This is a genomic window from Streptomyces sp. TE5632 (genome assembly GCF_054061295.1).
Window position 1 is genome coordinate 3,418,623 of sequence record NZ_JBSSEA010000003.1, and the last position, 25,157, is coordinate 3,443,779.

Annotated in this window: 29 protein-coding genes; 17 read left to right on the top strand and 12 right to left on the bottom strand. The window is 71.5% G+C overall.

Translation table 11 applies throughout. From position 1 onward, the window contains the following. Nucleotides 1-102 precede the first annotated feature (102 nt). The gene (locus tag ACVW19_RS20885; RefSeq protein ID WP_457460834.1) at nt 103-681 is read left to right on the top strand and encodes a 2'-5' RNA ligase family protein; all 579 of its coding nucleotides are present in this window, start codon (nt 103-105) and stop codon (nt 679-681) included. Between the two features lie 40 nt (nt 682-721). Next, nucleotides 722-1,633, top strand: coding sequence for a YihY/virulence factor BrkB family protein (locus ACVW19_RS20890; RefSeq protein ID WP_457460835.1), 912 nt, complete (start codon nt 722-724; stop codon nt 1,631-1,633). Here the strand turns inward: ACVW19_RS20890 and ACVW19_RS20895 are convergent. Then, nucleotides 1,581-2,873: a D-alanyl-D-alanine carboxypeptidase family protein gene (locus ACVW19_RS20895; RefSeq protein WP_457460836.1), complete on the bottom strand. Its 1,293-nt coding sequence runs from the start codon at nt 2,871-2,873 to the stop codon at nt 1,581-1,583. The genes ACVW19_RS20890 and ACVW19_RS20895 overlap by 53 nt on opposite strands. A gap of 172 nt (nt 2,874-3,045) precedes the next feature. Here ACVW19_RS20895 and ACVW19_RS20900 point away from each other — a divergent pair, with 172 nt between their 5' ends. Together ACVW19_RS20900 and ACVW19_RS20905 are read left to right on the top strand one after the other, a co-directional pair. Next, a complete protein-coding gene (locus tag ACVW19_RS20900) occupies nt 3,046-3,294 on the top strand; it encodes an SCO4848 family membrane protein (RefSeq protein WP_363034607.1) in 249 nt (82 codons plus the stop codon). Nucleotides 3,295-3,318: 24 nt separating this feature from the next. Continuing rightward, nucleotides 3,319-4,671, top strand: coding sequence for a metallophosphoesterase (locus ACVW19_RS20905; RefSeq protein ID WP_457460837.1), 1,353 nt, complete (start codon nt 3,319-3,321; stop codon nt 4,669-4,671). 33 nt (nt 4,672-4,704) lie between these two features. Here ACVW19_RS20905 and ACVW19_RS20910 read toward each other — a convergent pair whose 3' ends face one another. Both ACVW19_RS20910 and ACVW19_RS20915 read right to left on the bottom strand, forming a co-directional pair. Then, the gene (locus ACVW19_RS20910) at nt 4,705-5,478 is read right to left on the bottom strand and encodes a TetR family transcriptional regulator (RefSeq protein ID WP_457460838.1); all 774 of its coding nucleotides are present in this window, start codon (nt 5,476-5,478) and stop codon (nt 4,705-4,707) included. A 121-nt stretch (nt 5,479-5,599) separates the two neighbouring features. Continuing rightward, complete coding sequence (locus ACVW19_RS20915; RefSeq protein ID WP_457460839.1) at nt 5,600-6,010, bottom strand: VOC family protein; 411 nt, start codon at nt 6,008-6,010, stop codon at nt 5,600-5,602. Nucleotides 6,011-6,176: 166 nt separating this feature from the next. On the opposite strand from ACVW19_RS20915, the gene ACVW19_RS20920 reads away from it, so the two are divergent. Beyond that, nucleotides 6,177-6,395, top strand: coding sequence for a hypothetical protein (locus ACVW19_RS20920; RefSeq protein ID WP_457460840.1), 219 nt, complete (start codon nt 6,177-6,179; stop codon nt 6,393-6,395). Here the strand turns inward: ACVW19_RS20920 and ACVW19_RS20925 are convergent. The 5 genes from ACVW19_RS20925 to ACVW19_RS20945 form a co-directional block, all read right to left on the bottom strand. Continuing rightward, nucleotides 6,379-7,158 (bottom strand): succinate dehydrogenase iron-sulfur subunit, encoded by a 780-nt coding sequence (locus ACVW19_RS20925; RefSeq protein ID WP_457460841.1) that lies wholly within the window; start codon nt 7,156-7,158, stop codon nt 6,379-6,381. The genes ACVW19_RS20920 and ACVW19_RS20925 overlap by 17 nt on opposite strands. Next, nucleotides 7,158-8,912, bottom strand: a complete 1,755-nt coding sequence (sdhA, locus tag ACVW19_RS20930; RefSeq protein ID WP_457460842.1) for a succinate dehydrogenase flavoprotein subunit — start codon at nt 8,910-8,912, stop codon at nt 7,158-7,160. Before sdhA ends, ACVW19_RS20925 begins: the two co-directional genes overlap by 1 nt. A 19-nt stretch (nt 8,913-8,931) precedes the next feature. After that, entirely contained in the window at nt 8,932-9,414 is a 483-nt protein-coding gene (locus ACVW19_RS20935) for a succinate dehydrogenase hydrophobic membrane anchor subunit (RefSeq protein ID WP_457460843.1), read from the bottom strand. A gap of 5 nt (nt 9,415-9,419) precedes the next feature. Further along, complete coding sequence (sdhC, locus tag ACVW19_RS20940) at nt 9,420-9,800, bottom strand: succinate dehydrogenase, cytochrome b556 subunit (protein ID WP_457460844.1); 381 nt, start codon at nt 9,798-9,800, stop codon at nt 9,420-9,422. A gap of 237 nt (nt 9,801-10,037) precedes the next feature. Continuing rightward, nucleotides 10,038-10,616 (bottom strand): 2-oxo-4-hydroxy-4-carboxy-5-ureidoimidazoline decarboxylase, encoded by a 579-nt coding sequence (locus tag ACVW19_RS20945; RefSeq protein WP_457464702.1) that lies wholly within the window; start codon nt 10,614-10,616, stop codon nt 10,038-10,040. A gap of 303 nt (nt 10,617-10,919) precedes the next feature. On the opposite strand from ACVW19_RS20945, the gene ACVW19_RS20950 reads away from it, so the two are divergent. The 3 genes from ACVW19_RS20950 (at nt 10,920) to ACVW19_RS20960 (ending at nt 13,843) form a co-directional block, all read left to right on the top strand. Continuing rightward, complete coding sequence (locus ACVW19_RS20950; RefSeq protein WP_457464704.1) at nt 10,920-12,488, top strand: beta-N-acetylhexosaminidase; 1,569 nt, start codon at nt 10,920-10,922, stop codon at nt 12,486-12,488. 116 nt (nt 12,489-12,604) lie between these two features. Next, complete coding sequence (locus ACVW19_RS20955; RefSeq protein WP_457460845.1) at nt 12,605-13,156, top strand: hypothetical protein; 552 nt, start codon at nt 12,605-12,607, stop codon at nt 13,154-13,156. Nucleotides 13,157-13,264: 108 nt separating this feature from the next. Further along, nucleotides 13,265-13,843, top strand: coding sequence for a hypothetical protein (locus ACVW19_RS20960; RefSeq protein WP_457460846.1), 579 nt, complete (start codon nt 13,265-13,267; stop codon nt 13,841-13,843). Nucleotides 13,844-13,894: 51 nt separating this feature from the next. Here the strand turns inward: ACVW19_RS20960 and ACVW19_RS20965 are convergent, their stop codons facing one another. After that, nucleotides 13,895-14,389 (bottom strand): DUF1877 family protein, encoded by a 495-nt coding sequence (locus ACVW19_RS20965; protein WP_457460847.1) that lies wholly within the window; start codon nt 14,387-14,389, stop codon nt 13,895-13,897. A 173-nt stretch (nt 14,390-14,562) separates the two neighbouring features. On the opposite strand from ACVW19_RS20965, the gene ACVW19_RS20970 reads away from it, so the two are divergent. The 5 genes from ACVW19_RS20970 (at nt 14,563) to ACVW19_RS20990 (ending at nt 18,992) form a co-directional block, all read left to right on the top strand. Then, nucleotides 14,563-14,988 carry a hypothetical protein gene (locus ACVW19_RS20970; protein ID WP_457460848.1) on the top strand — a complete coding sequence of 142 codons (426 nt, stop codon included), beginning with the start codon at nt 14,563-14,565 and terminating at the stop codon, nt 14,986-14,988. A gap of 249 nt (nt 14,989-15,237) precedes the next feature. Beyond that, on the top strand, nt 15,238-15,855 hold the full coding sequence (locus tag ACVW19_RS20975) for an RNA polymerase sigma factor (protein WP_457460849.1): 618 nt from the start codon (nt 15,238-15,240) through the stop codon (nt 15,853-15,855). 228 nt (nt 15,856-16,083) lie between these two features. Next, nucleotides 16,084-16,986 carry a hypothetical protein gene (locus tag ACVW19_RS20980; RefSeq protein ID WP_457460850.1) on the top strand — a complete coding sequence of 301 codons (903 nt, stop codon included), beginning with the start codon at nt 16,084-16,086 and terminating at the stop codon, nt 16,984-16,986. Nucleotides 16,987-17,358: 372 nt separating this feature from the next. After that, complete coding sequence (locus tag ACVW19_RS20985) at nt 17,359-18,033, top strand: RNA polymerase sigma factor (RefSeq protein ID WP_457460851.1); 675 nt, start codon at nt 17,359-17,361, stop codon at nt 18,031-18,033. After that, the gene (locus ACVW19_RS20990; protein WP_457460852.1) at nt 18,033-18,992 is read left to right on the top strand and encodes a hypothetical protein; all 960 of its coding nucleotides are present in this window, start codon (nt 18,033-18,035) and stop codon (nt 18,990-18,992) included. Before ACVW19_RS20985 ends, ACVW19_RS20990 begins: the two co-directional genes overlap by 1 nt. A gap of 451 nt (nt 18,993-19,443) precedes the next feature. Here the strand turns inward: ACVW19_RS20990 and ACVW19_RS20995 are convergent, their stop codons facing one another. Continuing rightward, nucleotides 19,444-20,319 (bottom strand): L,D-transpeptidase family protein, encoded by an 876-nt coding sequence (locus tag ACVW19_RS20995; RefSeq protein ID WP_457460853.1) that lies wholly within the window; start codon nt 20,317-20,319, stop codon nt 19,444-19,446. Nucleotides 20,320-20,641: 322 nt separating this feature from the next. Here ACVW19_RS20995 and ACVW19_RS21000 point away from each other — a divergent pair, with 322 nt between their 5' ends. The 4 genes from ACVW19_RS21000 (at nt 20,642) to leuE (ending at nt 23,602) form a co-directional block, all read left to right on the top strand. Next, complete coding sequence (locus tag ACVW19_RS21000; protein WP_457460854.1) at nt 20,642-22,240, top strand: acyl-CoA mutase large subunit family protein; 1,599 nt, start codon at nt 20,642-20,644, stop codon at nt 22,238-22,240. A gap of 92 nt (nt 22,241-22,332) precedes the next feature. Further along, nucleotides 22,333-22,485 (top strand): hypothetical protein, encoded by a 153-nt coding sequence (locus ACVW19_RS21005; protein WP_457460855.1) that lies wholly within the window; start codon nt 22,333-22,335, stop codon nt 22,483-22,485. A gap of 54 nt (nt 22,486-22,539) precedes the next feature. Further along, nucleotides 22,540-22,908, top strand: a complete 369-nt coding sequence (locus ACVW19_RS21010) for a Uma2 family endonuclease (protein WP_457460856.1) — start codon at nt 22,540-22,542, stop codon at nt 22,906-22,908. Nucleotides 22,909-22,951: 43 nt separating this feature from the next. Next, nucleotides 22,952-23,602, top strand: a complete 651-nt coding sequence (gene leuE, locus ACVW19_RS21015) for a leucine efflux protein LeuE (RefSeq protein ID WP_457460857.1) — start codon at nt 22,952-22,954, stop codon at nt 23,600-23,602. A 43-nt stretch (nt 23,603-23,645) separates the two neighbouring features. On the opposite strand, the gene ACVW19_RS21020 is transcribed toward leuE, so the two are convergent. Both ACVW19_RS21020 and ACVW19_RS21025 read right to left on the bottom strand, forming a co-directional pair. Continuing rightward, nucleotides 23,646-24,041: a hypothetical protein gene (locus tag ACVW19_RS21020; RefSeq protein WP_457460858.1), complete on the bottom strand. Its 396-nt coding sequence runs from the start codon at nt 24,039-24,041 to the stop codon at nt 23,646-23,648. A gap of 92 nt (nt 24,042-24,133) precedes the next feature. Continuing rightward, nucleotides 24,134-25,060 (bottom strand): class I SAM-dependent methyltransferase, encoded by a 927-nt coding sequence (locus tag ACVW19_RS21025; RefSeq protein ID WP_457460859.1) that lies wholly within the window; start codon nt 25,058-25,060, stop codon nt 24,134-24,136. Nucleotides 25,061-25,157 lie beyond the last annotated feature (97 nt).

Here is a 25,157-nt window from a genome sequence, read left to right on the forward strand (position 1 = left end):
CCTGCCCGGGACGGGGCCGTGGTCGTACAGTCGGGTGGAGGGCGACCGCTTCGGCGGTCACCAGGTGCTCGGCGGAATCACCATCACAACGAAGGAGACGACGTGGGGACCGTAATGATCGGTGTGTCGATCGCGGTCCCGGAGCCCCACGGCAGCCGGCTTCAGCAGCTGCGCGCGGGCTTCGGCGACGCCGCTGCTCACGGTATCCCCACGCATGTCACCCTGCTGCCGCCGACGGAGGTCGACGAGGGCGACCTGACGGCCGTCGAGGCGCATCTGAGCGAGGTCGCCGCGACCGCTCGGCCGTTCCCCATGCGGCTGTCGGGCACCGGTACCTTCCGGCCGCTGTCGCCGGTCGTGTTCGTCCGGATCGTGGAGGGCGCCGAGTCCTGCACCTGGCTGCAGAAGCAGGTCCGCGACGCCTCCGGTCCCGTCGCCCGTGAGCTGCAGTTCCCGTACCACCCGCACGTCACCGTGGCGCACGGGATCGACGAGGCGGCGATGGACCGCGCCTTCGAGGAACTCGCCGACTACGAGGCGCACTGGCCCTGCACCGGCTTCGCGCTCTACGAACAGGGCGCCGACGCGGTGTGGCGCAAGCTGCGGCAGTTCCCGTTCGGCTCGCTGGTGGTGCCGCCGCAGGCCGGGCGCGCGGACTGCGGCTCCGTCTCCGCGCACTGACCGGAGTTCCGGCCCGGCGGGAGGGGGGCAGAGGCGGTTCATGGACTGGCTGAAGAAACTCCCGGTCGTCGGCCCGTGGGCGGTGCGACTGATGCGCACGCACGCGTGGCGGTCGTACGAGCGGATGGACCGCGTGCACTGGACGCGGCTGGCCGCCGCGATGACGTTCACCAGCTTCGTCGCGCTGTTCCCGCTGCTCACGGTCGCCGCCGCGATCGGCGCCGCCACGCTCGGCCAGGAGCAGCAGGACACCCTCCAGGAGAAGATCACCCAGCAGGTGCCCGGCATCTCCGACCAGCTGGACATCGGGGGCCTGGTGCAGAACGCCGGCACCGTGGGCCTCATCGCCGGCGCCGTCCTGCTGTTCACCGGCATCAGCTGGGCCGGATCCATGCGCGAGTGCCTGCGCGCGGTGTGGGAGCTGCCCGACGAGGAGGAGAATCCCGCCCTGCGCAAGGCCAAGGACGCGGGCGTCCTCGTCGGGCTCGGCGGCGCGGTCCTGATCACCCTGGGCGCGTCCGCCGTCGCCTCCGCGATGGTCGGCCGGATCAGCAGGGGCATCGGGCTGGAGGAGGGCGGCTGGGGCGGGATCGTGCTGTACGTCGCGGCCTTCGCCGTGGCCGTGGGCGCCGACTTCCTGCTCCTGCTGTACGTCCTGACCCTGCTGCCCGGCGTCGAACCCGCCCGCCGCCGTCTGGTGGTGGCCGCGCTCATCGGCGCGGTCGGGTTCGAACTGCTGAAACTTCTGCTCAGCGGCTATATGCAGGGGGTGGCCGCGAAGAGCATGTACGGCGCGTTCGGCGTCCCGGTGGCCCTGCTGCTGTGGATCAACTTCACCACGAAACTGGTCCTGTTCTGCGCCGCCTGGACCGCGACGACGCAGAACGAGGAGACCGGGCTCACGGACGCGAGCGGCGGCGCACCAGATCCGGCAGTGGCCAACGGCGGTTGACCAGGAACGCTCCGCCCGCGAGCAGCACCAGCGCCCCGCCCGCGACGGCGAGCGCGGTTCCCATGCCGTCGGCGCCGCCCCCGGTCGCGGCGCTCGCCACCGGCTCGGCGCCCGCGGCGCCGGGCGTGCCGTCACCGGCGCCGCCCGCCTCGCCGGGGGAGGCGGAGGCGTCCGGCTGGGCGCCCGCCTGCACCGCGTTCTTCGGCGGCACCAGCTCACCCACCGGATCGACCTTGCCGGCCGCCTTGAAACCCCAGTCGAAGAGCTTCGCGGTCTCCTTGTAGACCGCGTTGCTCCCGCCCTTCTCCGGGTTCATCACGGTGACGAGCAGCACGGTGCCGCCCTGTTCGGCGACCCCGGTGAAGGTCGCACCCGCGTTGGTGGTGTTGCCGTTCTTCACACCCGCTATGCCCTCGTAGACGGGCACGTCGTAGTCGCCGGACAGCAACCGGTTGGTGTTCTGGATCTCGAAGGACTTGCGGACCTTCTTGCCCTTCTTGTTCTTCTTCGTCTCGCCCGGGAAGTCGGCGCGGACCGTCGAGGCGTACTCCCGGAAGGCCTTCTTCTGCAGCCCGGAACGGGCTATCAGCGTCAGGTCGTACGCGGAGGACACCTGGCCCTCGGCGTCGTAGCCGTCGGGGCTGACCACGTGCGTGTCGAGGGCCTGGAGCTCCTCGGCGTGCTCGTTCATCTCCTGGACGGTGTTGTCGATGCCGTGGTTCATCGCCGCCAGCACGCGCACGGCGTCGTTGCCGGAGCGAAGGAAGACGCCGAGCCACAGGTCGTGGACGGTGTAGGTCTCCTCCTCCTTGATCCCGACCATGCTGGAGCCGGGGCCGATACCGGCGAGGTCGGAGGGGGCGACCTTGTGCTCGGCGGATCCGGGCCACTTCGGCAGCAGCGTGTCGGCGAACAGCATCTTCAGGGTGCTCGCCGGGGCCAGCCGCCAGTGCGCGTTGTGCGCGGCGAGCACCTCGCCGGACTCGGCGTCGGCGACGATCCAGGAACGGGCCGACAGTTCCTTCGGCAGCACCGGCACCCCGCTCGCGAGGTTGACCTGCGTTCCCGGCTGCCCGAGCCGGGCGCCGCCCACCGACGACATGGTCGCCGGGGGAGTGGCCGAGGGACTGCTCGAAGGGCTCGGCGCCGCGAGGGCGACGGGAGCGGTCAGCGCGGTGGACAACAGAACGGCGGAAGTGACCAGCAGCGATCGCCGGATGGAGTTTTTGGGTGCGGGCACGGACGGAAACGTACATGCCCTGACCATGGAAGTCCCCCTTCCGCCCCCACCCCGCGAACGGAACCGGACACCGTCCGGCGATACTGGATCCATGCCGTGCCCGTCCGGGGGACAACCCCTGGCCTCCTGGCCGACTCCGGGTGCCCGGCGTTGCGATGAAAGGTCCGCTCTGGTGAAGCTCAGCCGCCCCGTCTCCTGGTTCCTGCTCGCCTTCGGGGTGTGGAGCTGGATCATCTGGATCACTTTCGTCAAGAACCTGGTCAAGGACGGCAGCGGGCTCGCGTTCGACGACGGCGAGCCGACGGCGTACTTCTGGGTCCATCTGCTGCTGGCCGTCGTCTCCTTCGTATTGGGGACGGTCGTCGGAGCCATCGGGTTGCGTGGTCTGCGCGCACTGAGCCGGACGTCACGCACGTCGTAACGGAAAACTGGGGAACACCGCACCGTGCCCATCGTCTTCGCACTCGTCGCACTGCTGGTCCTCGCCGTACTGGTGACGGGCAACTGGTACATGTGGCGCCGTCTGTTCCGCGACACGACCCGGGGGCCGGGGGCCGTGCGCCGCTGGGGAGCCCTGGTGTTCGCCGGAGGCTGGGCGCTGACCTTCGCGGCCTTCTTCGCCACGCGCAGCGGTGCCCCGTTCTGGCTCAAGCAGGCCCTGGCCTGGCCCGGCTACCTCTGGCTGGCCCTGTGCCTCTACCTGTTGCTGGGGGTGCTCGCGGGTGAGGTCGTACGCCCGGTACTGCGCCTGTTCCTGGAACGCCGGGCGGCGCGGCGGACGGCACCGGCGCACGAGGCACCGGCGCACGAGGCACCGACGCCGATATCCGCGGGGGCGACGGCCGCCGCACCGGGATCGGCGCAGCCGGCGGCCCCGGACACCCCTGCCCCCGGCCCCGACGCCGCCCCTCCCGCCCCTCCCGCCCCTTCTTCCCCTTCTTCCCTTCCTGCTCTTTCTTCGAGCCCCGCCGGTCCCTCCCGTCGTCTCTTCGTCTCCCGGGTGGTCGCCGGGGCCGCCGCCGCGGCGGCCGTCGGGACGGTCGGGTACGGCACGCACGGCGTGGTGCGCGGACCGCGGGTGAAGCGGATCACCGTGCCGCTCGCCAAGCTGCCCCGCGCGGCGCACGGTTACCGGATCGCGGTGGTCAGCGACATCCACCTGGGACCCGTTCTCGGCCGGGGCTTCGCGCAGAAGGTCGTCGACACGATCAACTCGACCCAGCCCGACCTGATCGCCGTCGTCGGCGATCTGGTGGACGGCAACGTGAAGGAACTCGGCCCGGCCGCGGCCCCCCTGGCGCAGCTGACGGCGCGGCACGGCTCCTTCTTCGTCACCGGGAACCACGAGTACTTCTCCGGCGCCGAGGAGTGGGTCGCGGAGGTACGACGGCTCGGTCTGCTCCCCCTGGAGAACGCCCGCACGGAACTCCCGTACTTCGACCTCGCCGGGGTGAACGACCTGGCCGGTGAGAACTACGGCCAGGGCCCCGACTACGCGCGGGCGCTCGGCGACCGGGACCGGGCCCGCGCGTGCGTGCTCCTCGCCCACCAGCCGGTGATGGTCCACGAGGCCGTCGACCACGGCGTCGACCTCCAGCTCTCCGGCCACACCCACGGCGGCCAGCTCTGGCCCGCCAGCTACCTCGCCGCCGCCGCCAACCCGACCCTCGCGGGCCTGGACCGGTACGGCGACACCCAGCTGTACGTCAGCCGCGGCGCCGGCGCCTGGGGTCCGCCGACCCGGATCGGCGCGCCGTCGGACATCACGGTGATCGAACTGGCGTCGAAGCAGACCTGACGGCGGCCCCGTGCGCCTCCGCGCGGGGAGTGGTCAGTCGCGCGGTGCGGTGCGGCCGTGCTCGGCGGGTGTCGTGCCGCGGGGTCTCGCCGGGTCGGGCAGGGCCCCGGTCAGGCCCGGCAGGAAGTCCGTGAACAGTTCGTGGACCTCGCGGACCAGGGGGCGCAGTACGCGGAAACGGGCCAGGGCGACACCCCGCGCGGTGATGCGGGCGCCGCGCTCGGCGAGGCGGTGACTGCGCTCGCGGTCCGCGGTGCGATCGAAGATCCAGTACAGGACGAGACCCATCTGGGCCAGCCACATCAACTCGGGCAGCACCTCCCGCAGTTCCGGTGCGACCTTGGCCCCCGACCCGGCCAGCACCTCCTGGTGGACGCCGATCGCCAGCACGCGCGCGTGCTCCGACTCGGGGGAGAAGGGGCTGAGCGGGCTGTCCGGGTCGGCGGCGTTCTTGAAGAACTGCACCGCGAACTCGTGGTACGGCGTGGCGATGTCCAGCCATGCCTTCAGCACGCCCGCGAGCCGGGCCTCCAGCTCGGTCTCCCGGTCCAGGATCTCCCGGACCACCTGCCGGTGCTCGGCGGCGATCCGGTCGTAGAACCCCTGGATCAGGTGTTCCTTGCCCTCGAAGTAGTAGTACGCGTTGCCGACGGAGACCCCGGCCTCCGTGGCGATGGCCCGCATGGTCGTCCTGTCGTACCCGCGCTCCTGGAACAGCCGCATGGCCGTCTCCAGGATCAGGGCGCGGGTCTGCTCGGACTTGCTGGGTGCGGCACCGTCGCCGGGGCCGTCGTTCTTCGCGGGCACGGGAGAAGAGCCTAACGGCATGCCGGAGGACCCCCGGCCGGGAGGAAGGCCCTGCGGGGAGGAAGACCCCGCGGGGCGGCGCGGGGACCGTCCTGACTCCCGTCGCGGGTACGGCCGGTGGTCACGGCCGACGCCCGAGCTGAGGACGCTTGGCGTAGTCGGTCAGGCCGACCACGTTCCCCCAGGGGTCGGCGAACTCGACGGTCCAGCCGGTGGCGCCCGAGAAGGGCCCGTCGAGCAGACCGATCCCGGCACCGCTCAACGCCTCGGCGGCGACCCGGGCGTCGGGCACCTCCAGCCACACCCGCACGGAGGGCCACACCGGCGGCCGGCACCCCAGTCCCTCCTCGAGCCGCAGCACCATCCCGGGCGTCTCGCCGCCCACCTTCAGCTGGACGATCCCGGCCTCGTCCAGCCGGAAGCCGACGGGAAACCCGGCCCGACCGTAGAACCCGACAGCCTCGTCGAGGTCCCCGACGGGCAACAGAACATGGTCGAACCCGAGCAGTTCGTAGGACTCGTCACCTGGCATGACGTCACATTAGGTGCTTTCCCTCCGAAGTGAGCGGATGAGGGGACGGAGCGGTGGAGGGCCACTCTTCCGGAGGGGCGGCCGAGGCCGGGGCCCGACTTCTCTTCGCCGTCCGCGTCCTGCGAGATGACTGGCAGTTTCCGCATTCACCAGGAGAGACACCACCGTGAGCGAGCAGCCGTCCCAGCCGCCCGGTTTCGGCTCCCCGAACTCCGGTGCGGCCGGCCAGTCCGGCCCCTACGGCTACCCGCAGCCCGGCTACCCGCAGGCCGGTCACCAGCAGCGCCCGGGGTTCCCTCAGGGCGAGAGGGCCCCGATCCAGTGGATCGGGGCCCTCGGTCGTCACGGCGCGGAGCGTCGGGAGAACGTCAGAAGCGGCGCGTGATGAGCGCCCGCTTCACCTCCGCGATCGCCTTGGTGACCTCGATGCCGCGCGGGCACGCGTCCGTGCAGTTGAAGGTCGTCCGGCAGCGCCAGACGCCGTCACGGTCGTTGAGGATCTCCAGGCGCTGCTCGCCGGCCTCGTCACGCGAGTCGAAGATGAAACGGTGCGCGTTGACGATCGCGGCCGGACCGAAGTACTGGCCGTCGTTCCAGAAGACCGGGCACGAGGACGTGCAGGCGGCGCACAGGATGCACTTCGTCGTGTCGTCGAAGCGCTCGCGGTCCTCGGCGGACTGCAGCCGCTCACGCGTCGGCTCGTTGGTCTCCTTCGTGATCAGGAAGGGCATCACGTCCCGGTACGCCTGGAAGAACGGCTCCATGTCCACGACCAGGTCCTTGAGGACCGTGAGGCCCTTGATGGGCTCGACCGTGATCGGCTTCTCGGGGTTGAGGTCCTTGATCAGCGTCTTGCACGCCAGGCGGTTGGTGCCGTTGATCCGCATGGCGTCGGAGCCGCAGATGCCGTGGGCGCAGGAGCGGCGGAAGGTCAGGGTGCCGTCCAGGTCCCACTTGATCTTGTGCAGACCGTCGAGGACGCGCTCCTTGGGGTCGATCTCCAGCTGGAAGTCTTCCCAGGTCGCCTCCGCCGAGACCTCCGGGTTGAACCGGCGGATCCGGAAGGTGACGGTGATGTAGGGGGAGTCGGCGAAACCGGGCTCGGGCGAGCCGGCCGCGTCCGCCTTGTCCAGAACAGGGGTAGCCATCAGTACTTACGCTCCATCGGCTGGTAGCGGGTCTGGACGACCGGCTTGTAGTCGAGACGGATGGACTCGGTGCCGTCGTCGCCCACCTCGCGGTACGCCATGGTGTGGCGCATGAAGTTGACGTCGTCGCGGTTCGGGTAGTCCTCACGGTAGTGGCCGCCGCGGGACTCCTTGCGGGCCAGCGCGGAGACGGCCATGACCTCGGCCAGGTCGAGCAGGTTGCCCAGCTCGACGGCCTCCAGCAGGTCGGTGTTGAACCGCTTGCCCTTGTCCTGGATGGCGACGTTCCTGTAGCGCTCGCGCAGCTCCCCGATCTTCTCGACCGCCGTCTTGATCGTCTGCTCGGTGCGGAACACCATGACGTTGGCGTCCATGGTCTCCTGCAGCTCGCGGCGGATCTCGGCCACCCGCTCGGTGCCGGTGGAGGTCCGCAGCCGCTCGATCTGCTCGGCGACGAACGACTCCGGGTTCTCCGGGAGCTCGACGAAGTCGGTCGTGTGGGCGTACTCGGCCGCCGCGATGCCCGCACGCTTGCCGAACACGTTGATGTCCAGCAGCGAGTTGGTGCCCAGGCGGTTGGCGCCGTGCACCGACACGCACGCGACCTCGCCGGCCGCGTACAGGCCCGGCACGACGGTGGTGTTGTCCGCCAGGACCTCGCCCTGGACGTTCGTCGGGATGCCGCCCATGGCGTAGTGCGCGGTCGGCTGGATCGGGATCGGGTCGTTGTACGGCTCGATGCCCAGGTAGGTGCGCGCGAACTCCGTGATGTCGGGCAGCTTGGCGTCCAGCTGCTCCGGCGGGAGGTGGGTCAGGTCCAGGTAGACGTGGTCGCCCTCGGGACCGCAGCCGCGGCCCTCGCGGATCTCCGTGTAGATGGATCGGGACACGACGTCACGGGAGGCGAGGTCCTTCATGACCGGCGCGTACTTCTCCATGAAGCGCTCGCCGTCCTTGTTGCGCAGGATGCCGCCCTCACCGCGGGCGCCCTCCGTCAGCAGGATGCCCATGCGCCAGATGCCGGTCGGGTGGAACTGGAAGAACTCCATGTCCTCCAGCGGCAGCCCGCGCCGGTACACGGCCGCCTGGCCGTCACCGGTCAGGGTGTGCGCGTTGGACGTCACCTTGAAGAACTTGCCGTTGCCGCCGGAGGCGTAGATCACGGACTTCGCCTGGAAGACGTGGAGCTCACCGGTGGCCAGCTCGTACGCCACCACACCGGCCGACTTCTTGACGCCGTCGACCTCGGTGATCAGCTGGTCCAGGACGTAGAACTCGTTGAAGAACTCCACGCCCTCCTTGACGCAGTTCTGGTACAGCGTCTGAAGGATCATGTGACCGGTGCGGTCGGCCGCGTAGCAGGAGCGGCGGACCGGGGCCTCGCCGTGGTTGCGGCTGTGGCCGCCGAAGCGGCGCTGGTCGATGGTGCCGTCCGGGGTGCGGTTGAACGGCAGGCCCATCTTCTCCAGGTCGAGGACGGAGTCGATGGCCTCCTTCGCCAGGATCTCGGCGGCGTCCTGGTCGACCAGGTAGTCACCGCCCTTGACCGTGTCGAAGGTGTGCCACTCCCAGTTGTCCTCCTCCACGTTGGCCAGCGCGGCGGCCATGCCGCCCTGCGCGGCGCCCGTGTGGGAGCGGGTGGGGTAGAGCTTGGTCAGCACGGCGGTGCGGCTGCGCTTGGTCGCCTCGATGGCGGCCCGCATACCGGCGCCACCGGCGCCGACGATGACGGTGTCGTACTTGTGGATCTTCATGTTTCTCGCAACCCCGTGCCTAGCGGATGTTCGGGTCGAAGGTGAAGATCACCAGCGTGCCCAGCAGGATGGTGAACACCGTGGCGGTGTAGAGCAGGCCCTTGAGCCACAGCCGGGTGTTCGTGCGTTCCGCGTAGTCGTTGATGACCGTGCGCAGGCCGTTCGCTCCGTGCAGCATCGCGAGCCACAGCATCAGCAGGTCCCAGACCTGCCAGAACGGCGAGGCCCAGCGGCCCGCCACGAAGGCGAAGCCGATCTTGGAGACGCCGCCGTCCAGGACGAGCTGGATCAGCAGGTGCCCGATGACCAGGACGACCAGGACGACGCCGGACAGGCGCATGAACAGCCAGGCGGCCATCTCGAAGTTGCCCCGGGTGCTCTTCGGGGTCTTCTTGGTGCGCGCGCGGGGCGGCTCGATGAAGGGCGCCGGGTGGTCGACCGAGTAGAGCGAGGCGCCTTCGACGGGGCCGATGCCCGAAGCGGTGGAATCAGTCGTGGACATTGGCGTCAGCTCCCGAACAGTTCACGAGCGGCGTGGCCGAGCACGGGGTAGATCGCCCCGAGCATCAGCACGACCCACACGGCGACGACGGTCCAGAGCATCTGCTTCTGGTACCGGGCGCCCTGAAGCCAGAAGTCGACGGCGATGACACGCAGGCCGTTGAGCGCGTGGAAGAGGACGGCGGCTACGAGGCCGTACTCCATCAGCGCGACGATCGGCGTCTTGTACGTGGCCACGACGGTGTCGTAGGCCTCCGGGGACACCCGCACGAGGGCGGTGTCCAGCACGTGAACGAACAGGAAGAAGAAGATGAGGACGCCGGTGACTCGATGAGCCACCCAGGACCACATTCCTTCCCGGCCGCGGTACAGCGTTCCAGCCGGCACGGAAATTGCCTCCGGGAGCGGGGTTCGGGGCCGCGCCGGCTTTCTCCGTGTCGGTCGGGCCCGGCCGGGTACGGTCCACCGGCCCCCAGCATCGTAGCCACGTGTTGTCGTGAGGCGGACAGGGGCCCTGCCGCTGGGATCGAACTGGCACGCTTACGGGCTAGAAAGGCCGCTTATGGAGCGGACTGTCCGGTGATGTTCCGGGAAGGGTGCCGATGGGGCGGATGCCGCGGCCTGTCAGCGGTTCCCGTCCGAGAGGAGAGCGATCAGGCGGCCCCGTGCCAGACGCCGGAGTTCCTCCCCCGCGACCAGGCGCTCCTCCTCCGGATCGTTGGCCAATCGTGACCGGATGCCTTCGAGTACGTGGTCCAGGGCCTCGTCCGGCTTCAGGTCGTCGACATAGATGACGAACGGGTGCCCGAAGCGGCTCTCATAGGCCGCGTTGGCGGCGTTCAGTGCCGTGTGGGCGGCGGAGTACGCGTCCTTCGGGAGGCCGGGGAGGGCCTCCGCGGCCAGGGCCGCGACACGCTCCGTGCGGGGCAGGTCGTAGGCCGCCTCGTCCGCTGCCGCCAGGAGGGAGCCCAGGTCCGGGTACGGGCGGTGGGTCGCGACGCGCACCGCCCAGCCGGGGCTGTGCAGACAGGTCAGGAGGGCTCGCTCGGCGTCCTCGGCGGACGCGGCGTTGAAGCGCTCCAGCGGGGACGGGACGTCGCCGGGCGTGTCGGTCGATCCGGGCGTGTCGGGCGTGGGCGTGCCGCGAGACTGTCCGGGTATGGCGACACGGCCGGGGCGATGCGGGAGACGGTGCGCAGGCAGCGTGAGTCCTCGGGGGTGTCACGGGTGTCGGCGGGTGGGTGGGTCTGTCGGTGGGTGAGGCGGCGAGGTGGCGAGGCGGTGAGGGATCAGGTGGCGGGTGGTGTGAGAGTTGTGTCGTCACGTTATCGAGTGAGTCCATGACGTGTCCGATCGATATCCGAAATTCACCCGGACGGGAGAGTTTCGGAACAGCCCGTCGATGCTCTTCACCCGTACGAGTCGTAGGTTGGCCGTGTGAGTCAGCACAGGCGACGCAAGCGTCGGGCATCTCGGGCATCCGTTCAGAAGAAACAGCGGAGGGCGCTGGTCGTGGCCCTGGCCGCGGGCGCGGTGGTCGCGGCCTCCGGGGTGGGCCTCGGGCTCTGGGCGACCTCGGACGACGCCGGTTCCGCGGCCTCCCGGTCCGAGGGCGCGCCGCCGGAGCCGAGCCCCACCCGCTCCTACCCCCTGTCCCAGGCGCCCCGGACCATACCCGCCGTCCGCGACCACAGCGCCGAGCGCGGCCCCGGCTGGCGCCCCGAGCGCGGTCACCGGGTGGTCGTCGGCGATCCGGCGCTGGCCGACGAGGGCCGCCTCATAGCCGGTGAGCTGGGCCTGACGTACGCGGGGGAGAAGGACGACGAGCGCGCCGGGGACCTGCGCCTGGTGCTGAACAAGGACAAGGGCGCGAACCCCGAGTCGTACACCATGACCGTGCGGGGCGGCCGGGTGACCGTCAGCGCTCCCGCCGAGGCGGGCGTCTTCTACGGCACCCGCACCCTCAAGCAGCAGATACGCGGCGCCGAGACCGCCCCCGAGGGCGTCGTGCGCGACGAGCCCGCCAAGCAGCGGCGCGGGATGATGCTGGACGTCGCGCGCAAGCACTTCACCGCCGACTGGATCGAGGACCGGGTCCGCGAGCTCGGCGACCTGAAGTTCAACGAGCTGGGTCTGCACTTCTCCGACGACCAGGGCTTCCGCATCGAGTCGGACTCGCACCCGGAGATCGTGTCCGAGCAGCACCTGACCAAGGCGCAGGTCAAGCGGATCGTCGACCTCGCGGCGAGCCGGCACATCACCGTCGTGCCCGAGATCGACTCGCCCGGACACCTCGGCGCGGTCATCGCCGCCCACCCCGCCCTCCAGCTGCGCAACGTGAACGGCGGCGTGGTGCGCGGCGCGATCGACATCTCCCAGGACGCGTCCGCCGAGATCGTCGACGACCTGCTGGACGAGTACGCCGGGCTCTTCCCCGGCGGGCAGTGGCACCTCGGCGCCGACGAGTACCAGGCGCTGGTGGTCTCCGACCCGGAGGCGTCGTTCCCGGACCTGGCGGCCGCCGCGCGGAAGAAGTACGGCTCCGGCGCCACCGTCGAGGACCTGGCCACCGGCTGGCTCAACGACCGGGCCGACACCGTCCGCGCCCACGACCGCACGCCCCGCGCCTGGAACGACGGCTTCTTCAGGGGCGGTTCGGTGCAGGCGGCCGAGGACGTCCAGATCGCCTACTGGACCGGCAAGGAGATCGGCGCCCGCCAGCCGGTGGAGTACCTGAGCGAGGGCCGCGACGTCGTCAACTACAACGACGAGTTCCTCTACTACGTGCTCGGGGAGCCGCAGACCTTCGTCTACCCGACGGGCGAGCGGATCTACGAGCAGTGGACGCCGCTGGTGCTGCGCGGCACCACCCCGGTGCCCGCCAAGTACGACGGACAGATCCTCGGCGGGTCCTTCGCCGTCTGGTGCGACCTGGCGAACTCCCAGACCCAGGAGCAGGTCGCGGCCGGGATAAGGATGCCGCTGCGGGCGACGGTGCAGAAACTCTGGCACCCGGGCGGCGAACCGGAACTGTCCTGGGCGGAGTTCCGGGCCCTGGCGGACAAGCTGGGCTGAGCCGGCGGTTGCGACAAGGTCACGAACGAACGGATTGCAGCGTATTCCTGCGAACCCCCGTGCGACTGTGGTGGTCTTCTGTCGAGCCGAGACCGACACGGGGGGAATACCGGCACATGGGCTACTGGGGGTATTTCGTCGTGGTCCGCGGGGAGCGGCCGCTCCCCGAACTGGACGCGCTGGCCGGCGCCCGGGGCATGACCCTGCGCACGTCGGCACCGGGCGGCTGGCAGATCTGGGAGTACCCGAGCGGTGACGGCGGCATCGGGAGCATGAACGACCTGGCCGGACAGACGGGCGCGCCCGCGCTGTTCGGCTACGTGATGGACAGCGCCTGCGTGGTGGTGGAGGCGGCGGCGCCGGAGAGCGGCGCGTGGACCACCTGCCTGGCGCGTGCCGCGATGGCGGGCCACCTCGGCGCGGGAACGGACGGCGGGCGGGACGACGGGGAGCAGGACGGTGTGGAGCGGGAGGGGCTCACGCTGGAGGACTACTTCCTCGAGCCCCGTGACGCCGCGGAGCGTGCCGTCGAATGGGCCGCCGAGGCCGGACACACCGTGTCCGCCGAGGCGCTGGTCGAGATCCTGACCGCCGACCCCGGTCCCGGAACTGTGGCTGAAAACCTCTTCTTCCGCTTACTCGACCGGCTCGGAGTGGCGCCTCTGTGACACTCCCGGGCCGTCGCACGCAGTAAGGGGAAATGCGGCCTCCGCCCCGTGAGGTCCGTGAAAGGGGCCTTGTCAGGGGCCTGCGAAGACCCGCTGAGGGAGACGTGGATGAGTCTGGTGGAACTGATCGCGCAGGCGGACGAGCGTGGGCTGGCCGCGAGCGGACTGGCTTGTTTGGATCGGTGCGTACCGCTGCTGGGCGGCGACGACGAGACGCTGCGCCCCCTGTGGGCGAGCCTCGCCGAGGACGCCGCCGCCGACGACTGGACACAGCGGCTGGAGCAGACGCGGGGCAAGCTCGACGGGGCGGCCGACGGGGCCGCCGACGGTGACGCCGTGGCGCTCGCGCACCGGATGCTCACCACCGCCCCCGCCGAGCGCTCCGCCCCCGCGCTGGGGGAGTGGGCCCACGCCTGCTCCGTCGCCGCGCTGCGGATCCACCGGTTCCTGGACGGCGGTGCTCCGCACGAGGACGTGACGGACGCGATCGCGGCAGCCCTCGGGGGCCGTACGGAGGGTCTGCCGCTGTCGCCGCTCGCCGCCGCCGAACTGCGCCGCCAGATCACCGTTCTGGAGGTCCTGGCCGGCCACGGCCCGGCCGGACTGCGCCGTGCGCTCGAGGTGTCGACGGAGGGCCGCCGCGTACTGGTCGCCGCACTGTCCCGCCGGAGCCGCAGAGACGGCTGAGGGACGGCTGACCGCCAGGCACCGGCGACCGGCAGGGACGGTCGTTCCGGGTCAGGGCAGGAGCCACTTCACCACTGCCTCCTGTTGCCGTGCCGTGCACGTGTAGAACGTGGTCAGGTCGCGGTGGGCCGCCGCGAAGGCGTCGCGCGCCTGCGGCTCCACCTCCGGCCCGCCGTAGCGCGGAAGGAGCCGGTCACGGGCCCGCCGCCACAGCGCGTCGAAGTCGGCGCTCTCCAGGAAGCAGGCGACGCGGCCGGCCTGGGCCGAGGTCAGCAGCAGGAAGGGCGGCCGGTCCGGGCCGGGCGGGGTGACCGGACGGCCGCCGAGGACCACGTGGGCGGGCGGGCCGGCCGGCGTGTGCCGCGGGGCCGCACCGGTGTAGAGGAACTCCTGGTCGAGATACCCCTTGTCCAGGATCTCCTCACGGTGCCGGCCTATGCGTCCGCGCACGGCCTCCCAGTCGTCCTCGAACAGCCGTAGCAGCCAGGCGGGGCTGTTGCGCAGGGCCGGGGACGGTACGGCGCGTAGATGGAAGTACGTACTCATCGAAGACAGGAGCGCAGCAGACCCCCGATCCGTCACCCTCGTGTCGACATCCCCACCCGAACGAGCACGTTCTGTGACCGCGGTGCGGTGGCCCTGGGGCGGTTCTGCACCGGTTGCGGAACCGCGGTGACGAATCCATCGGCCCGAGCGCTCTACCGAGTGTGACGACTGCGATGACTGCGACGACTGCGACGACTGCGACGACTGCGACGACTGCGACGACACAGCAGGGCACCAGGCCTTCGGCCGCGACCAAGCCCGCGCGATGGGCGGCGGACACCGTGACGGCGATGCGTGAAGGGGCACGGCTGCGACTCGACTACTCGGCGCGCAGTCTGTGGAGCGTCGACCGCATGATCGGGGACATACGCCAGGAGGCGGCCCCGTACGCCGCCGTGGAGACGGTGCTGCGCGGATTCGGCGCCTATGCCGGTGAGGTGATCGTGCGCCAGACCGGAGGAGAGTGGTGGGCCTCGGGCGGCGACCACTGGGTCCGCACCCCCGACGGCCGCTTCTGGGACCCCGTGGACGAGGCCCGCCGCTGCTACACGGGCGACGGATCACTGCGCCTGCTGTGCCGGGACGCGTTGCGGACGTGATGCGCGGCGCCGCGCACGCGCCACGGCCGGGGTTCCGCGTCCCGCACGGAGCCCCGGCCGTGGTGTGCGGATACGGCACCCGACCGGTCCGTGGATCCTCGATCCCTCGCGACCGGAGGGTCGTACGGGGCGGTTGACGAGCTGTGACACTTTCGTGGCGCCGGACGCTGATGACCGTGGGGCGGGCTACGGCCCGATGTGTCGCACCAAGCGGTCGCCCCACGAACTCGGTACGGACGAGGACGGTTCTTGGGCAAGGGAGGGGAACCCCGTCGCGCGAAGGAGCACGACGGGGAGCTGGGCGCGGCTGTCGCGCGGGCCCAGGACGGGGACGAGGCCGCCTTCGCCATGGCCTACCGGCTCGTCCAGCCCGGACTGCTCGGGTATGTGCGCGGGCTGGTCGGTGACGACGCCGAGGACGTGACGTCGGACGCCTGGCTGGAGATAGCCCGCGACCTGGGCAGGTTCAAGGGCGACGGGGCGGGGTTCCGGGGCTGGACGGCGACCATCGCCCGGCACCGGGCCCTGGACCACCTGCGCCGGCAGCGGGCGCGGCCTCGCCCCTCGGCACTGGAACAGGACGTGTGGGACCTCCCCGGCCGGCAGAGCACGCACGAGATGGCGCTGGAGGCCATTTCCACGGAGCACGCCCTGGCGCTGGTCGCCGGACTGCCCCGGGACCAGGCCGAGGCCGTACTGCTGCGGGTGGTCGTCGGCCTCGACGGACCCGCCGCCGCCCGCGTCCTCGGAAAGCGGCCGGGCGCGGTACGGACGGCCGCGTACCGGGGTCTGAAACGCCTGGCCGCACAACTGGGTGTCGAAAGTGTGACGGATGAGGCCTCCCGGACGCTGGGTGAGTCGAAGTGACCCGCGACCGGGACGGCGCGTGACGGAGGGCGGGGACGGCGCCCCGACCGGGCCGGCCTGCCCCGGCGACCCGCGGCCTCCGGCCCGCCGGGCGGTCTGAACAGGCCGGACGCGCGGAACGTATGCGTCGGTCGGGCCGTACCGCCCGAGCGAGTGGGGCGTGCGGGCCGGCCGTGCCGGGCGGGGCCGGGAGTGAACCGAGTGGATCGAGCAGGGACGGAAACGGACATGGGTGAGCGGAGGAACGACGGCGCGCCGTCCGGCCGTCGGCGTGGGCACCCCGAGGGCGCGTCGCAGGGCCGTCACCCGGCCGGTCAGGGCCGTCCCGGCTCCGGTCCGCACGCTGTCCGTGGCACCGCGGGCCTCGAAGCGCTGCTCGTCCGGGCGCTGGTCCGGGACGGTGTCGACGACGAGGGCGAGCAGCGGGCCGTGGCCGCGTTCCGGGAGGCACGGGAGGCGGGCGCGCATCGCACCGGCGCCCGCCCCCGGCGCCGGGACGACTGGCGGCCGAGGGAGCGGCGCCTCGGCCGCTTCTCGGTGAAGGCCACCCTCTCCGTCCTGATCGCCGGTCTCAGCCTGGGTGGGGTCGCCGTCGCCGGGATCGGCGCGGCCGGCTCGGCGGTGGATGGCCCCGGGGAAGACGGGAACCGGGGCCCCACCACGGCTCCGGCCGACACCACGGCTCCGGCCGGCGCCTCGGCTTCCGGGGGCCCGTCCGACGACCGGTCCGCCGGCGCCGGTGCGGACTCCCGGCCCGGTTCCGACTCCGCCGCGCCGGAGCGCCCCGCCGGCGCCCGGGACGTCGAGGCCCACTGTCGGGCGTACGAGCGGCTCGAAGGGCGCGGCAAGGCGCTGGAGTCGGTCGCCTGGAAGCGGCTCGTCGAGGCGGCGGGCGGCGCGGTGAACGTCGACGCGTACTGCGCCGAGCGGTTGCGGTCGGCGACGGGTGAGGCGAAACCCGGCGGCACCGGTGCGCCGACCGACAGGACCGGTGGCGCGGGCGGGGCGGCTGGAAACAGCTCCTCCGGCAACGGCGCTTCGGGCAATGGCGCGGGCAACAGCGCTTCGGGCAACAGCGCGGGCAACGGTCAGGGCAAGCCCGCTCAGCCGGGTGGCGAGAAGAAGCCGTAATCCTGTCCCGTCAGCCGCCAAGGCAACGGCCGGGGCCGCCACCCCCCACAGGAGAGGCCCCGGCCGTCGCGCGGCACGGGCCGCGCGGCGGCCCGTAACTCCTACAGCGCCATGTGTGCGTTTTCCGTCACACCGGCCGGTCACAGGTCTGTTGAACCATGCACGAAAATCATGGACAGTCATCGCCGGGCATGGACGGGGAGAGGTTTCAGGTCGTAACGTGCCTTTCGCGCCAGGCCGTGAAGGACAAACGACCACAACCATCACGGGCCGCGGGGCAGGCCCTAGAGTCCGTAATCGATCGAGTAACCACGACGGCGAGTACCCGGTCCGCGGAAGCGGTGCCGGCTGAGGCGCAGAAGGGCGCGCGCGGTGTTGGGGGACGACGCGGAGTTGACCGCCGCGGTGGGGGCGGCACAGGACGGGGACGAGACCGCGTTCCGGACTGTGTACCGAGCCGTGCATCCGCGGTTGCTGGGATACGTGCGCACACTGGTCGGCGATCTCGACGCAGAGGACGTGACGTCCGAGGCCTGGCTGCAGATCGCCCGGGACCTGCAGCGGTTCAGCGGTGACGCGGACCGGTTCCGCGGCTGGACCGCCCGGATCGCCCGCAACCGCGCACTCGACCACATACGCATGCGCGGGCGCCGCCCCGCGATCGGCGGCGACGAGACCGAACTGACCGGGCGGGCCGCGGCGTTCGACACCGCCGACCGGGCCATCGAGGCGATGGCCACCGACGGCGCCCTCGCCCTCATCGCCCGACTGCCGCAGGACCAGGCCGAGGCCGTCGTCCTCCGGGTGGTCGTGGGCCTCGACGCGAAGACCGCCGCCGAGACGCTGGGCAAGCGGCCGGGCGCCGTACGCACCGCCGCGCACCGGGGCCTGAAACGGCTGGCCGAGATGCTCGACGGCGATCCGGAGGCACATCCGGAATCCGCCGGGGCGCTCGACGCCCTCCCCCTCCAGAGAGAACCGCGCCGCCCCGCGGTGACGTCCGCGAGTGTGACGCATATGCGAGCGCGGACGCAGAAGGACATGTGATGGCCGACGAGCAGCACAGGTGGCTGAACCGCGAAACCGCGGAGCGACTGCTGAACGGAGAGCCACTCGAAGCTGCCGACCCGACCACCCGTGACCAGGCAGAACGTCTCGCCCGAACGCTCGGCGCGCTCTCCTCCCCACCCCCACCCCCGTCGGCCGACGAGGAACTCCCCGGTGAGGCCGCAGCGTTGGCCGCCTTCCGCAAGGTGCGCGGGGAACGCGCGGGACAGCCGCACGCCGACTCGGCCGTCCCGCCCGCCGAGCACCGGGCCGGAACGCGGTCCGTCGACGCCGGACTGATCCGTATCGGCGCCCCGAGCGGGGACGGTTCCGGAACCCGGCGGGGGCCCCGCTGGGCGCGCCCCGTGCGCTACGGGCTGGCGGCCGCGCTGACCGTGGGCATGTTCGGTGGGGCGGCGGTCGTGGCCGCGACCGGCGTCCTGCCGACGGCGTCCTCGGGGTCCTCGGGGTCCTCGGGCACCGACCCCACGGCCTCCGCCACCCCCGAACGCCCCCAGCCGCCGCCCCCGCCGAAGGGGGACCCGCGGGGCGGAGCCACACCGGGGGGCGACCCGGGCAAGCGGTCCGGGGACGACGAAGCGGTCACGGGGCAGGGGGACGGGCCGGGCGGCGACGAGGGCGGCGGTACGGCGGCGCGGCCGGGCGACCCGGCGGTCGGTGCCGGCCGCGGGCAGATCGCCTCGGCCTGCCGTGCGCTGCGCGACGGCAGGAAGCTCCAGGGCAACCGCAAGCGCCTCCTGGAGAAGGCCGCGGGCGGCTCCTCCCAGGTCGGGCCGTACTGCGAGAACGTCCTGGCCGCCCGGGGCCGGGGGAACCGGCTCAGGCGGCGGCACGAGCTCCGGCAACGGCTCCGGTTCCGGCTCCACGGCGCAGAACGACGGCGACCCCGACACCCGCGACAAGGGCAGGGGCAACGGCAACGGCGGCAACAACGGTAACGGCGGCAACAACGGTAACGGCGGGAACAACGGGAGCAACGGGAACAACGGGAACAACGGGAACAACGGGAACAACGGGAGCAACGGGAACAACGGGAACAGCGGCAACAGCGGCAACAACGGCAACAACGGAAACAGCGGCAACCAGGGCGCGGGCAACGGCAACGCCAACAGCGGCGGTAAGGGCAACGGCGGCAACAACGGCAACAACGGCAAGGGCGCCGACAAGCCCGGCTGACCTGCGGCTTTGCGGGATTTGGTCACCTCTTGGCCGCCATGTGTGACGTTTTTGGCCGCCGGGGCGCAGTAATGAGTGAGCCGACTGGTCATCGGCTTCAGCACTGAGCCGGGGTTCCCCCCGTACCTGCGGCTCGTGCATCTCGGCGCGGGCGGGACACGTTCCCCCGGTCCCGCCCGCGCCCTTTCCCACCCCCTTGTGCCCGCGCGGCGCTCACCCGTGGACGACGACCTTGTCGCCGTTGCGCACCTGCCCGTACAGCCGGGCGATGGCCGCCTCGTCCCGCACGTTGACGCAGCCGTGCGAGGAACCGGCGTAGCCCCGCGCGGCGAAGTCCGCCGAGAAGTGCACGGCCTGGCCGCCGCTGAAGAACATGGCGTACGGCATCGGCGAGTCGTAGAGCGTCGACCAGTGGTCGCGGGACTTCCAGTAGACCTGGAAGACGCCGTCCCGGGTCGGTGTCGGGTCGGCGCCGAAACGGACGGGCAGCGTCATCACGGTCCGCCCGTCGATCATCCAGCGCAGGGTGCGGGTGGACTTGCTGATGCACAGCACCCGGCCCGTCCGGCACCGCGCGTCGGGTGCGGCGGCCGGCTGGCCGCCCATCAGGTACAGCTCCCACTTGCCCGGTTCGTGCGTCATGCCGAGCAGCCGCTGCCAGGTGACGGTGTCGGTCCTCCCGGTCCGCGGCAGTCCGCGCTTGCCCTGGAACCCCTCGACCGCCTTCCTCGTCCGGTCGTCGTACGTCCCGGTGGGGCCGTCGAACAGCCAGGCGACCTGACGCAGCCGGGCCTGGAGCTCGCGGACGTCGCGCCCCGAGTCGCCGGGCGACCAGAGCACCCGCGCGGGCGGCCGTGGCGGCGCGGCGGTCTCCGCACCGCCACGGCCGCTCTTTTCCCCGCCGTCGGAACCGGAACCGGACCCGGAGTCCGGGGGCCGGTACGCGGACGGCGTTTCGCTCGGTCTCTCGATGTGTATCGGTGACCGCCGCTTGCCGTCCGCGTCGACGGGCTGCACCGTGCACCCCACGGCTCCGCCGGTCAGGGCGGCCAGCGCCAGGAACACGGCCACCGCTCTTCCCGTCCCCATGCCCGTACTGCGCACGCGGCCCTCCCGTCGTCTCACCGCTCGCGGTCGGTCGTCATCTAGGGTTTTTCCCTGAGATGTTCCCCGGACGTGACCGCTTCCGAACCACGGGGCATGGTGGTGTGTGACGGGAAGACGGCAGGGGCGGCGTGTGCTGTGAGCGCGGTCCCACCGGCCCTGTGAGCAAGGTCCCAGCGTGCGCCTCTGCACCGGGCCGCACCCGCACGGCTACAGTCCGTCGAAGCGTCGGGTCTTTACTGGCGGGTAACTGACGGGTAACAGGCGAGCGGTCCGAGCAGTACCGCTCAGCGGGAGGCATCACACCATGGCGCGCGAGTCGGGCAGTGCCCGGACCACCGAGAGCGGACTGCCCATCGAACCGGTCTACGGGCCGGAGTCCCTCGAGGGCTGGGACCCGGCCGAGCAGCTGGGTGCCCCGGGCGCCTACCCGTTCACCCGGGGCGTGTACCCGACGATGTACACCGGTCGTCCCTGGACGATGCGCCAGTACGCCGGTTTCGGCACGGCGACCGAGTCCAACGCGCGGTACCAGCAGCTGATCGCCAACGGCACGATGGGCCTGTCGGTCGCCTTCGACCTGCCCACCCAGATGGGCCACGACTCGGACGCCCCGATCGCCTCCGGCGAGGTCGGCAAGGTGGGCGTCGCCATCGACTCGATCGACGACATGCGGGTGCTGTTCGGCGGCATCCCGCTGGACCAGGTCTCGACGTCGATGACGATCAACGCGCCCGCCGCCCTCCTGCTGCTCCTGTACCAACTGGTCGCCGAGGAGCAGGGCGTGCCGGCCGGCAAGCTCACCGGCACGATCCAGAACGACGTGCTGAAGGAGTACATCGCGCGCGGCACGTACATCTTCCCGCCGAAGCCCTCCCTCCGGCTGATCGCCGACATCTTCAAGTACTGCAGGGCCGAGATCCCGAAGTGGAACACGATCTCGATCTCCGGCTACCACATGGCGGAGGCGGGGGCGTCCCCCGCGCAGGAGATCGCGTTCACGCTGGCCGACGGCATCGAGTACGTCCGTACGGCGGTCGCGGCCGGGATGGACGTCGACGACTTCGCCCCGCGCCTGTCGTTCTTCTTCGTCTCCCGGACGACGATCCTGGAGGAGGTCGCCAAGTTCCGGGCGGCCCGCCGGATCTGGGCGCGGGTGATGAAGGAGGAGTTCGGGGCGAGGAACCCGAAGTCCCTGATGCTGCGTTTCCACACGCAGACGGCCGGTGTGCAGCTGACGGCCCAGCAGCCCGAGGTCAACCTGGTCCGCGTCGCCGTCCAGGGCCTCGCGGCGGTCCTCGGCGGCACCCAGTCCCTGCACACCAACTCCTTCGACGAGGCCATCGCGCTGCCCACCGACAAGTCCGCCCGGCTGGCCCTGCGCACCCAGCAGGTCCTGGCCTACGAGACGGACGTGACGGCGACCGTCGACCCCTTCGCGGGTTCCTACGTCATCGAGAAGATGACCGACGAGGTGGAGGCCGCGGCGCTGCAGCTGATGCAGAAGGTCGAGGACCTCGGCGGCGCGGTCAACGCCATCGAGCACGGCTTCCAGAAGAGCGAGATCGAGCGCAGCGCCTACCGGATCGCCCAGGAGACCGACTCCGGTGAACGGGTCGTGGTCGGCGTCAACCGCTACCAGCTCGACGCGGAGGAGCCGTACGAGCCGCTGCGCGTCGACCCGGCGATCGAGGCCCAGCAGGCCGAACGCCTGGCCAAGCTCCGCGCGGAGCGCGACCAGGGCGCCGTGGACTCGGCGCTCGCCGCCCTGAAGAAGGCCGCGGAGGGCGAGGACAACGTCCTGTACCCAATGAAGGAGGCCCTGCGGGCGCGGGCGACGGTGGGCGAGGTGTGCAACGCGCTGCGGGAGATCTGGGGCACGTACGTACCGAGCGACGCGTTCTGACCTGGGCTGTTAATCCGTACGGGTGATCATGGGCGGCATTCGACCCGCCCTGGTCACTCTCGTGGAGAGTGGGCCCCGAAAAGGAGGACGCCATGGCCGTACTGCAGCAGGAGCTGACCCTGGGCGGGGCTGCCGACCAGCTCGCCCGTGCACTGCCTGGCCACCGCGTGGAGATTCTCCAGGGGAGGCTCACTGTGACACCGTCGCCGGATGGCTCGCACGGGTTGTCATTGACGAAGTTCTGAAGGGCGCTCGAGCGTGCGGCTCTCGCGGAAAGCGGAGCCGAATGGATCCAGGGCGTGGGCCTGTGGCTTCCCACGCTGCCGGCGGACTTCGCGATCCCCGACCTGTCCGTCGTCGACGAGGACCTCCGCGACGCCTACGTCACCAAGAACTACTACGCGCCGAACGTCTTCCGCCTCGTCGTCGAGATCACGTCGTCCAACTGGTCCGACGACCTCGGCCCCAAGGTCGAGTGCTACGCCCAGGCGGGCATCCCGGCCTATCTGGTCGTGGACCGCAAGCACGACGAGGTCCTGCTCTGCACGGAACCGGCCGACGGCGAGTATCCCGACCCGCAGCGCTTCAAGCGCGGTCAGGACGTGGCTGTCCCGGAGTCGGTCGGCGTGCGCGTGGAGCTCTCCGTGGACACGCTTCTCGACGGCTGAAATACCGGCGCGGAGTGTCGCAAACTCGTGCGACACTCCCTCCATGTTCGGCGTCACAGACCTCCCCACCTACCTGGCAGGGCTCGTCCTCATCGTGCTGCTGCCCGGCCCCAACTCCCTGTACGTCCTGTCCGTCGCCGCCCGCCGGGGCGTGCGGGCCGGGTACACCGCCGCGGCCGGGGTCTGGTGCGGGGACACCGTGCTGATGACGCTGTCGGCCGCCGGAGCCGCCTCGCTGCTCCAGACGAACGCCTTCCTGTTCGGGATCGTGAAGCTGCTGGGCGCCGGATATCTGACCTGGCTCGCCGTCGGCATGCTCCGCGCCGCCTGGAAGATGTGGCGCACGCGCCGGGAGAGCGCCCCGGCCGGGGCCCCGGCCGTCGCCACCGCCGCGGAGCGGCCCTTCCGCCAGGCGTTCGTCATCAGTCTCTTCAACCCGAAGGCGATCCTGTTCGTCGTCGCCTTCTTCGTGCAGTTCGTCGACCCGGGCTACGCCTATCCCGCACTGTCCTTCGTGATCCTCGGCGCCATGCTCCAGCTCGCCAGCGGCCTCTACCTCAGCGCACTGATATTCGGCGGCACCCGGCTCGCCGACGCCTTCCGCCGCCGCCGGAGCCTGTCGGCGGGTGCCACCTCGGCGGCGGGCGCCCTCTTCCTGGGCTTCGCGGTGAAGCTTTCGCTGGCGAGCGCGTAGGGCCGCGCCTGCCCCGGCCGGCGGGCAGGCGGCCGTCCGAGGCTCAGGCCGCCTTGGACAGCGGCTTGGGGGAGGGCCGGGACAGGCGGGTCCGGATCTTCGGGGTCAGGACGTCCTCCAGGTACCGGTTCAGCGGCCGGGCCGGCAGCAGCATCGCGGCGATCGTCAGGCCGAAGGTCTCCGCCGAGCCGATGCCCAGGCCGCGGTGCGGGGCGTGGACGACCATCCGGCCCAGGTGCTCGTGGACCGGGTGGAACGGGTGGGTGAGGGCGCCCGCGACCATCAGCGCGGCCGGCAGCCGCAGCCCGTCCAGGGCGCGCAGACGGCCGCCGGGGGTTCTGGACCGGGACGGGGCGGCGGTGGGGCCGTCCCGCGGTTTCGCGGGCGCCGTGGCGGTGGGCCGGGGCTGCGGCGCCGGGCTGACGGCCGTCTCGGTCACGCTGGTGGTCCTCCGTGCTTCGATACCGTCCGTGCCGTCCGTGCCGTCCGTGCCGTCCGTGCCTTTTGCGCCCTTGCCCCCCCGTCCGGGTGTCAGGAAGCCCGTAGGAACGCCGAGTGGGACGCCTTGCCGAGGTAGGTGAAACGGGTGTCGCTCGCGAGGTGCTTGTCCAGCGCCTCCTTGATGCCCGGCCACTTGGGGTCGCCGAAGTCGTCGAGGACGACGATCGCGCCCGGGGCGGCGATCTCCTCCGCCCATTCGAGGTCCCTGGCGACACCCTCGGCCGAGTGGTCGCCGTCGACGACGATCACGCCGTAGCGGCGGTCCGAGACGGCGGCGCGGGTGTCGGGGTCCTCGGAGAAACCGCGCTGGATCCGGGCGGCCAGGCCCGCCGGACCGGCCAGGGCGAGGTTGGTGCGGACGGCGTGCTCGTCGACCGGGGTGCCGGAGGGGTCGTCGCGCCGCGGCGTGCCGGGCTGGAGCTGCACGCCGGCGAACGGGTCGACGATCGTCACGCTCGGGCTGCGGCCGTCGCGCTCCAGCATCCGGATCAGCCCGGTGGAGAACATGCCGTAGAGCGTGCCGATCTCGAGGATCTCGTCGTTCGGCGGGTCGAGCAGGGGGATGGTGCCGAGCTTGCCGCAGATGTTCATGGTGCCGCCGGCGATCCGGCCGACCCCGAGCGACTCCAGTGAGACCAGCAGCCGGAACGCGGTGGCGACGTTGCGCTCGGCGGCGGCCCGGTCGCCCGCCAGCTCGGCCACCTCGGAGTGCAGGCGGCCCAGCGGACCGGGGCTCACCATGCGTGAAAGACCTCGACCACGAGAGCCGAGCAGCAGGTCGAGGGTGAGTTGCCCGCGTTTCATCTCCTCGACGGCATCGCGGAGTCGCTCTCTCTCCGCCGTGTCCGCGGCGGCCGCCGAGCGGATGCGCCGCTCGATGCGTCGGTCGATGAGGTCGGCCACCGGGCGCAGCAGACGCCGGGAGGCCGGGCTGGTCAGCAGGGAACGGCTGTTCATGGAACCGAATGCCTCAATCCGTCGGGAGTCGAGCAGGAGTGATGCGGCTTGCGGGCTGGGGACAGGCTAGGGGCGGGGCCGCGGTGGGGGAGGAATA

Coding starts and splice junctions, on each gene's coding strand:
- ACVW19_RS20890 (WP_457460835.1), top strand. CDS start 722: ATGGACTGGCTGAAGAAACTCCCGGTCGTCGGCCCGTGGGCGGTGCGA.
- ACVW19_RS20915 (WP_457460839.1), bottom strand. CDS start 6,010: ATGCCAGGTGACGAGTCCTACGAACTGCTCGGGTTCGACCATGTTCTG.
- ACVW19_RS20925 (WP_457460841.1), bottom strand. CDS start 7,158: ATGGCTACCCCTGTTCTGGACAAGGCGGACGCGGCCGGCTCGCCCGAG.
- sdhA (WP_457460842.1), bottom strand. CDS start 8,912: ATGAAGATCCACAAGTACGACACCGTCATCGTCGGCGCCGGTGGCGCC.
- ACVW19_RS20935 (WP_457460843.1), bottom strand. CDS start 9,414: ATGTCCACGACTGATTCCACCGCTTCGGGCATCGGCCCCGTCGAAGGC.
- ACVW19_RS20955 (WP_457460845.1), top strand. CDS start 12,605: ATGGGCTACTGGGGGTATTTCGTCGTGGTCCGCGGGGAGCGGCCGCTC.
- ACVW19_RS20960 (WP_457460846.1), top strand. CDS start 13,265: ATGAGTCTGGTGGAACTGATCGCGCAGGCGGACGAGCGTGGGCTGGCC.
- ACVW19_RS20965 (WP_457460847.1), bottom strand. CDS start 14,389: ATGAGTACGTACTTCCATCTACGCGCCGTACCGTCCCCGGCCCTGCGC.
- ACVW19_RS20970 (WP_457460848.1), top strand. CDS start 14,563: ATGACTGCGACGACTGCGACGACTGCGACGACTGCGACGACTGCGACG.
- ACVW19_RS20980 (WP_457460850.1), top strand. CDS start 16,084: ATGGGTGAGCGGAGGAACGACGGCGCGCCGTCCGGCCGTCGGCGTGGG.
- ACVW19_RS20990 (WP_457460852.1), top strand. CDS start 18,033: ATGGCCGACGAGCAGCACAGGTGGCTGAACCGCGAAACCGCGGAGCGA.
- ACVW19_RS20995 (WP_457460853.1), bottom strand. CDS start 20,319: ATGGGGACGGGAAGAGCGGTGGCCGTGTTCCTGGCGCTGGCCGCCCTG.
- ACVW19_RS21000 (WP_457460854.1), top strand. CDS start 20,642: ATGGCGCGCGAGTCGGGCAGTGCCCGGACCACCGAGAGCGGACTGCCC.
- ACVW19_RS21005 (WP_457460855.1), top strand. CDS start 22,333: ATGGCCGTACTGCAGCAGGAGCTGACCCTGGGCGGGGCTGCCGACCAG.
- leuE (WP_457460857.1), top strand. CDS start 22,952: ATGTTCGGCGTCACAGACCTCCCCACCTACCTGGCAGGGCTCGTCCTC.
- ACVW19_RS21025 (WP_457460859.1), bottom strand. CDS start 25,060: ATGAACAGCCGTTCCCTGCTGACCAGCCCGGCCTCCCGGCGTCTGCTG.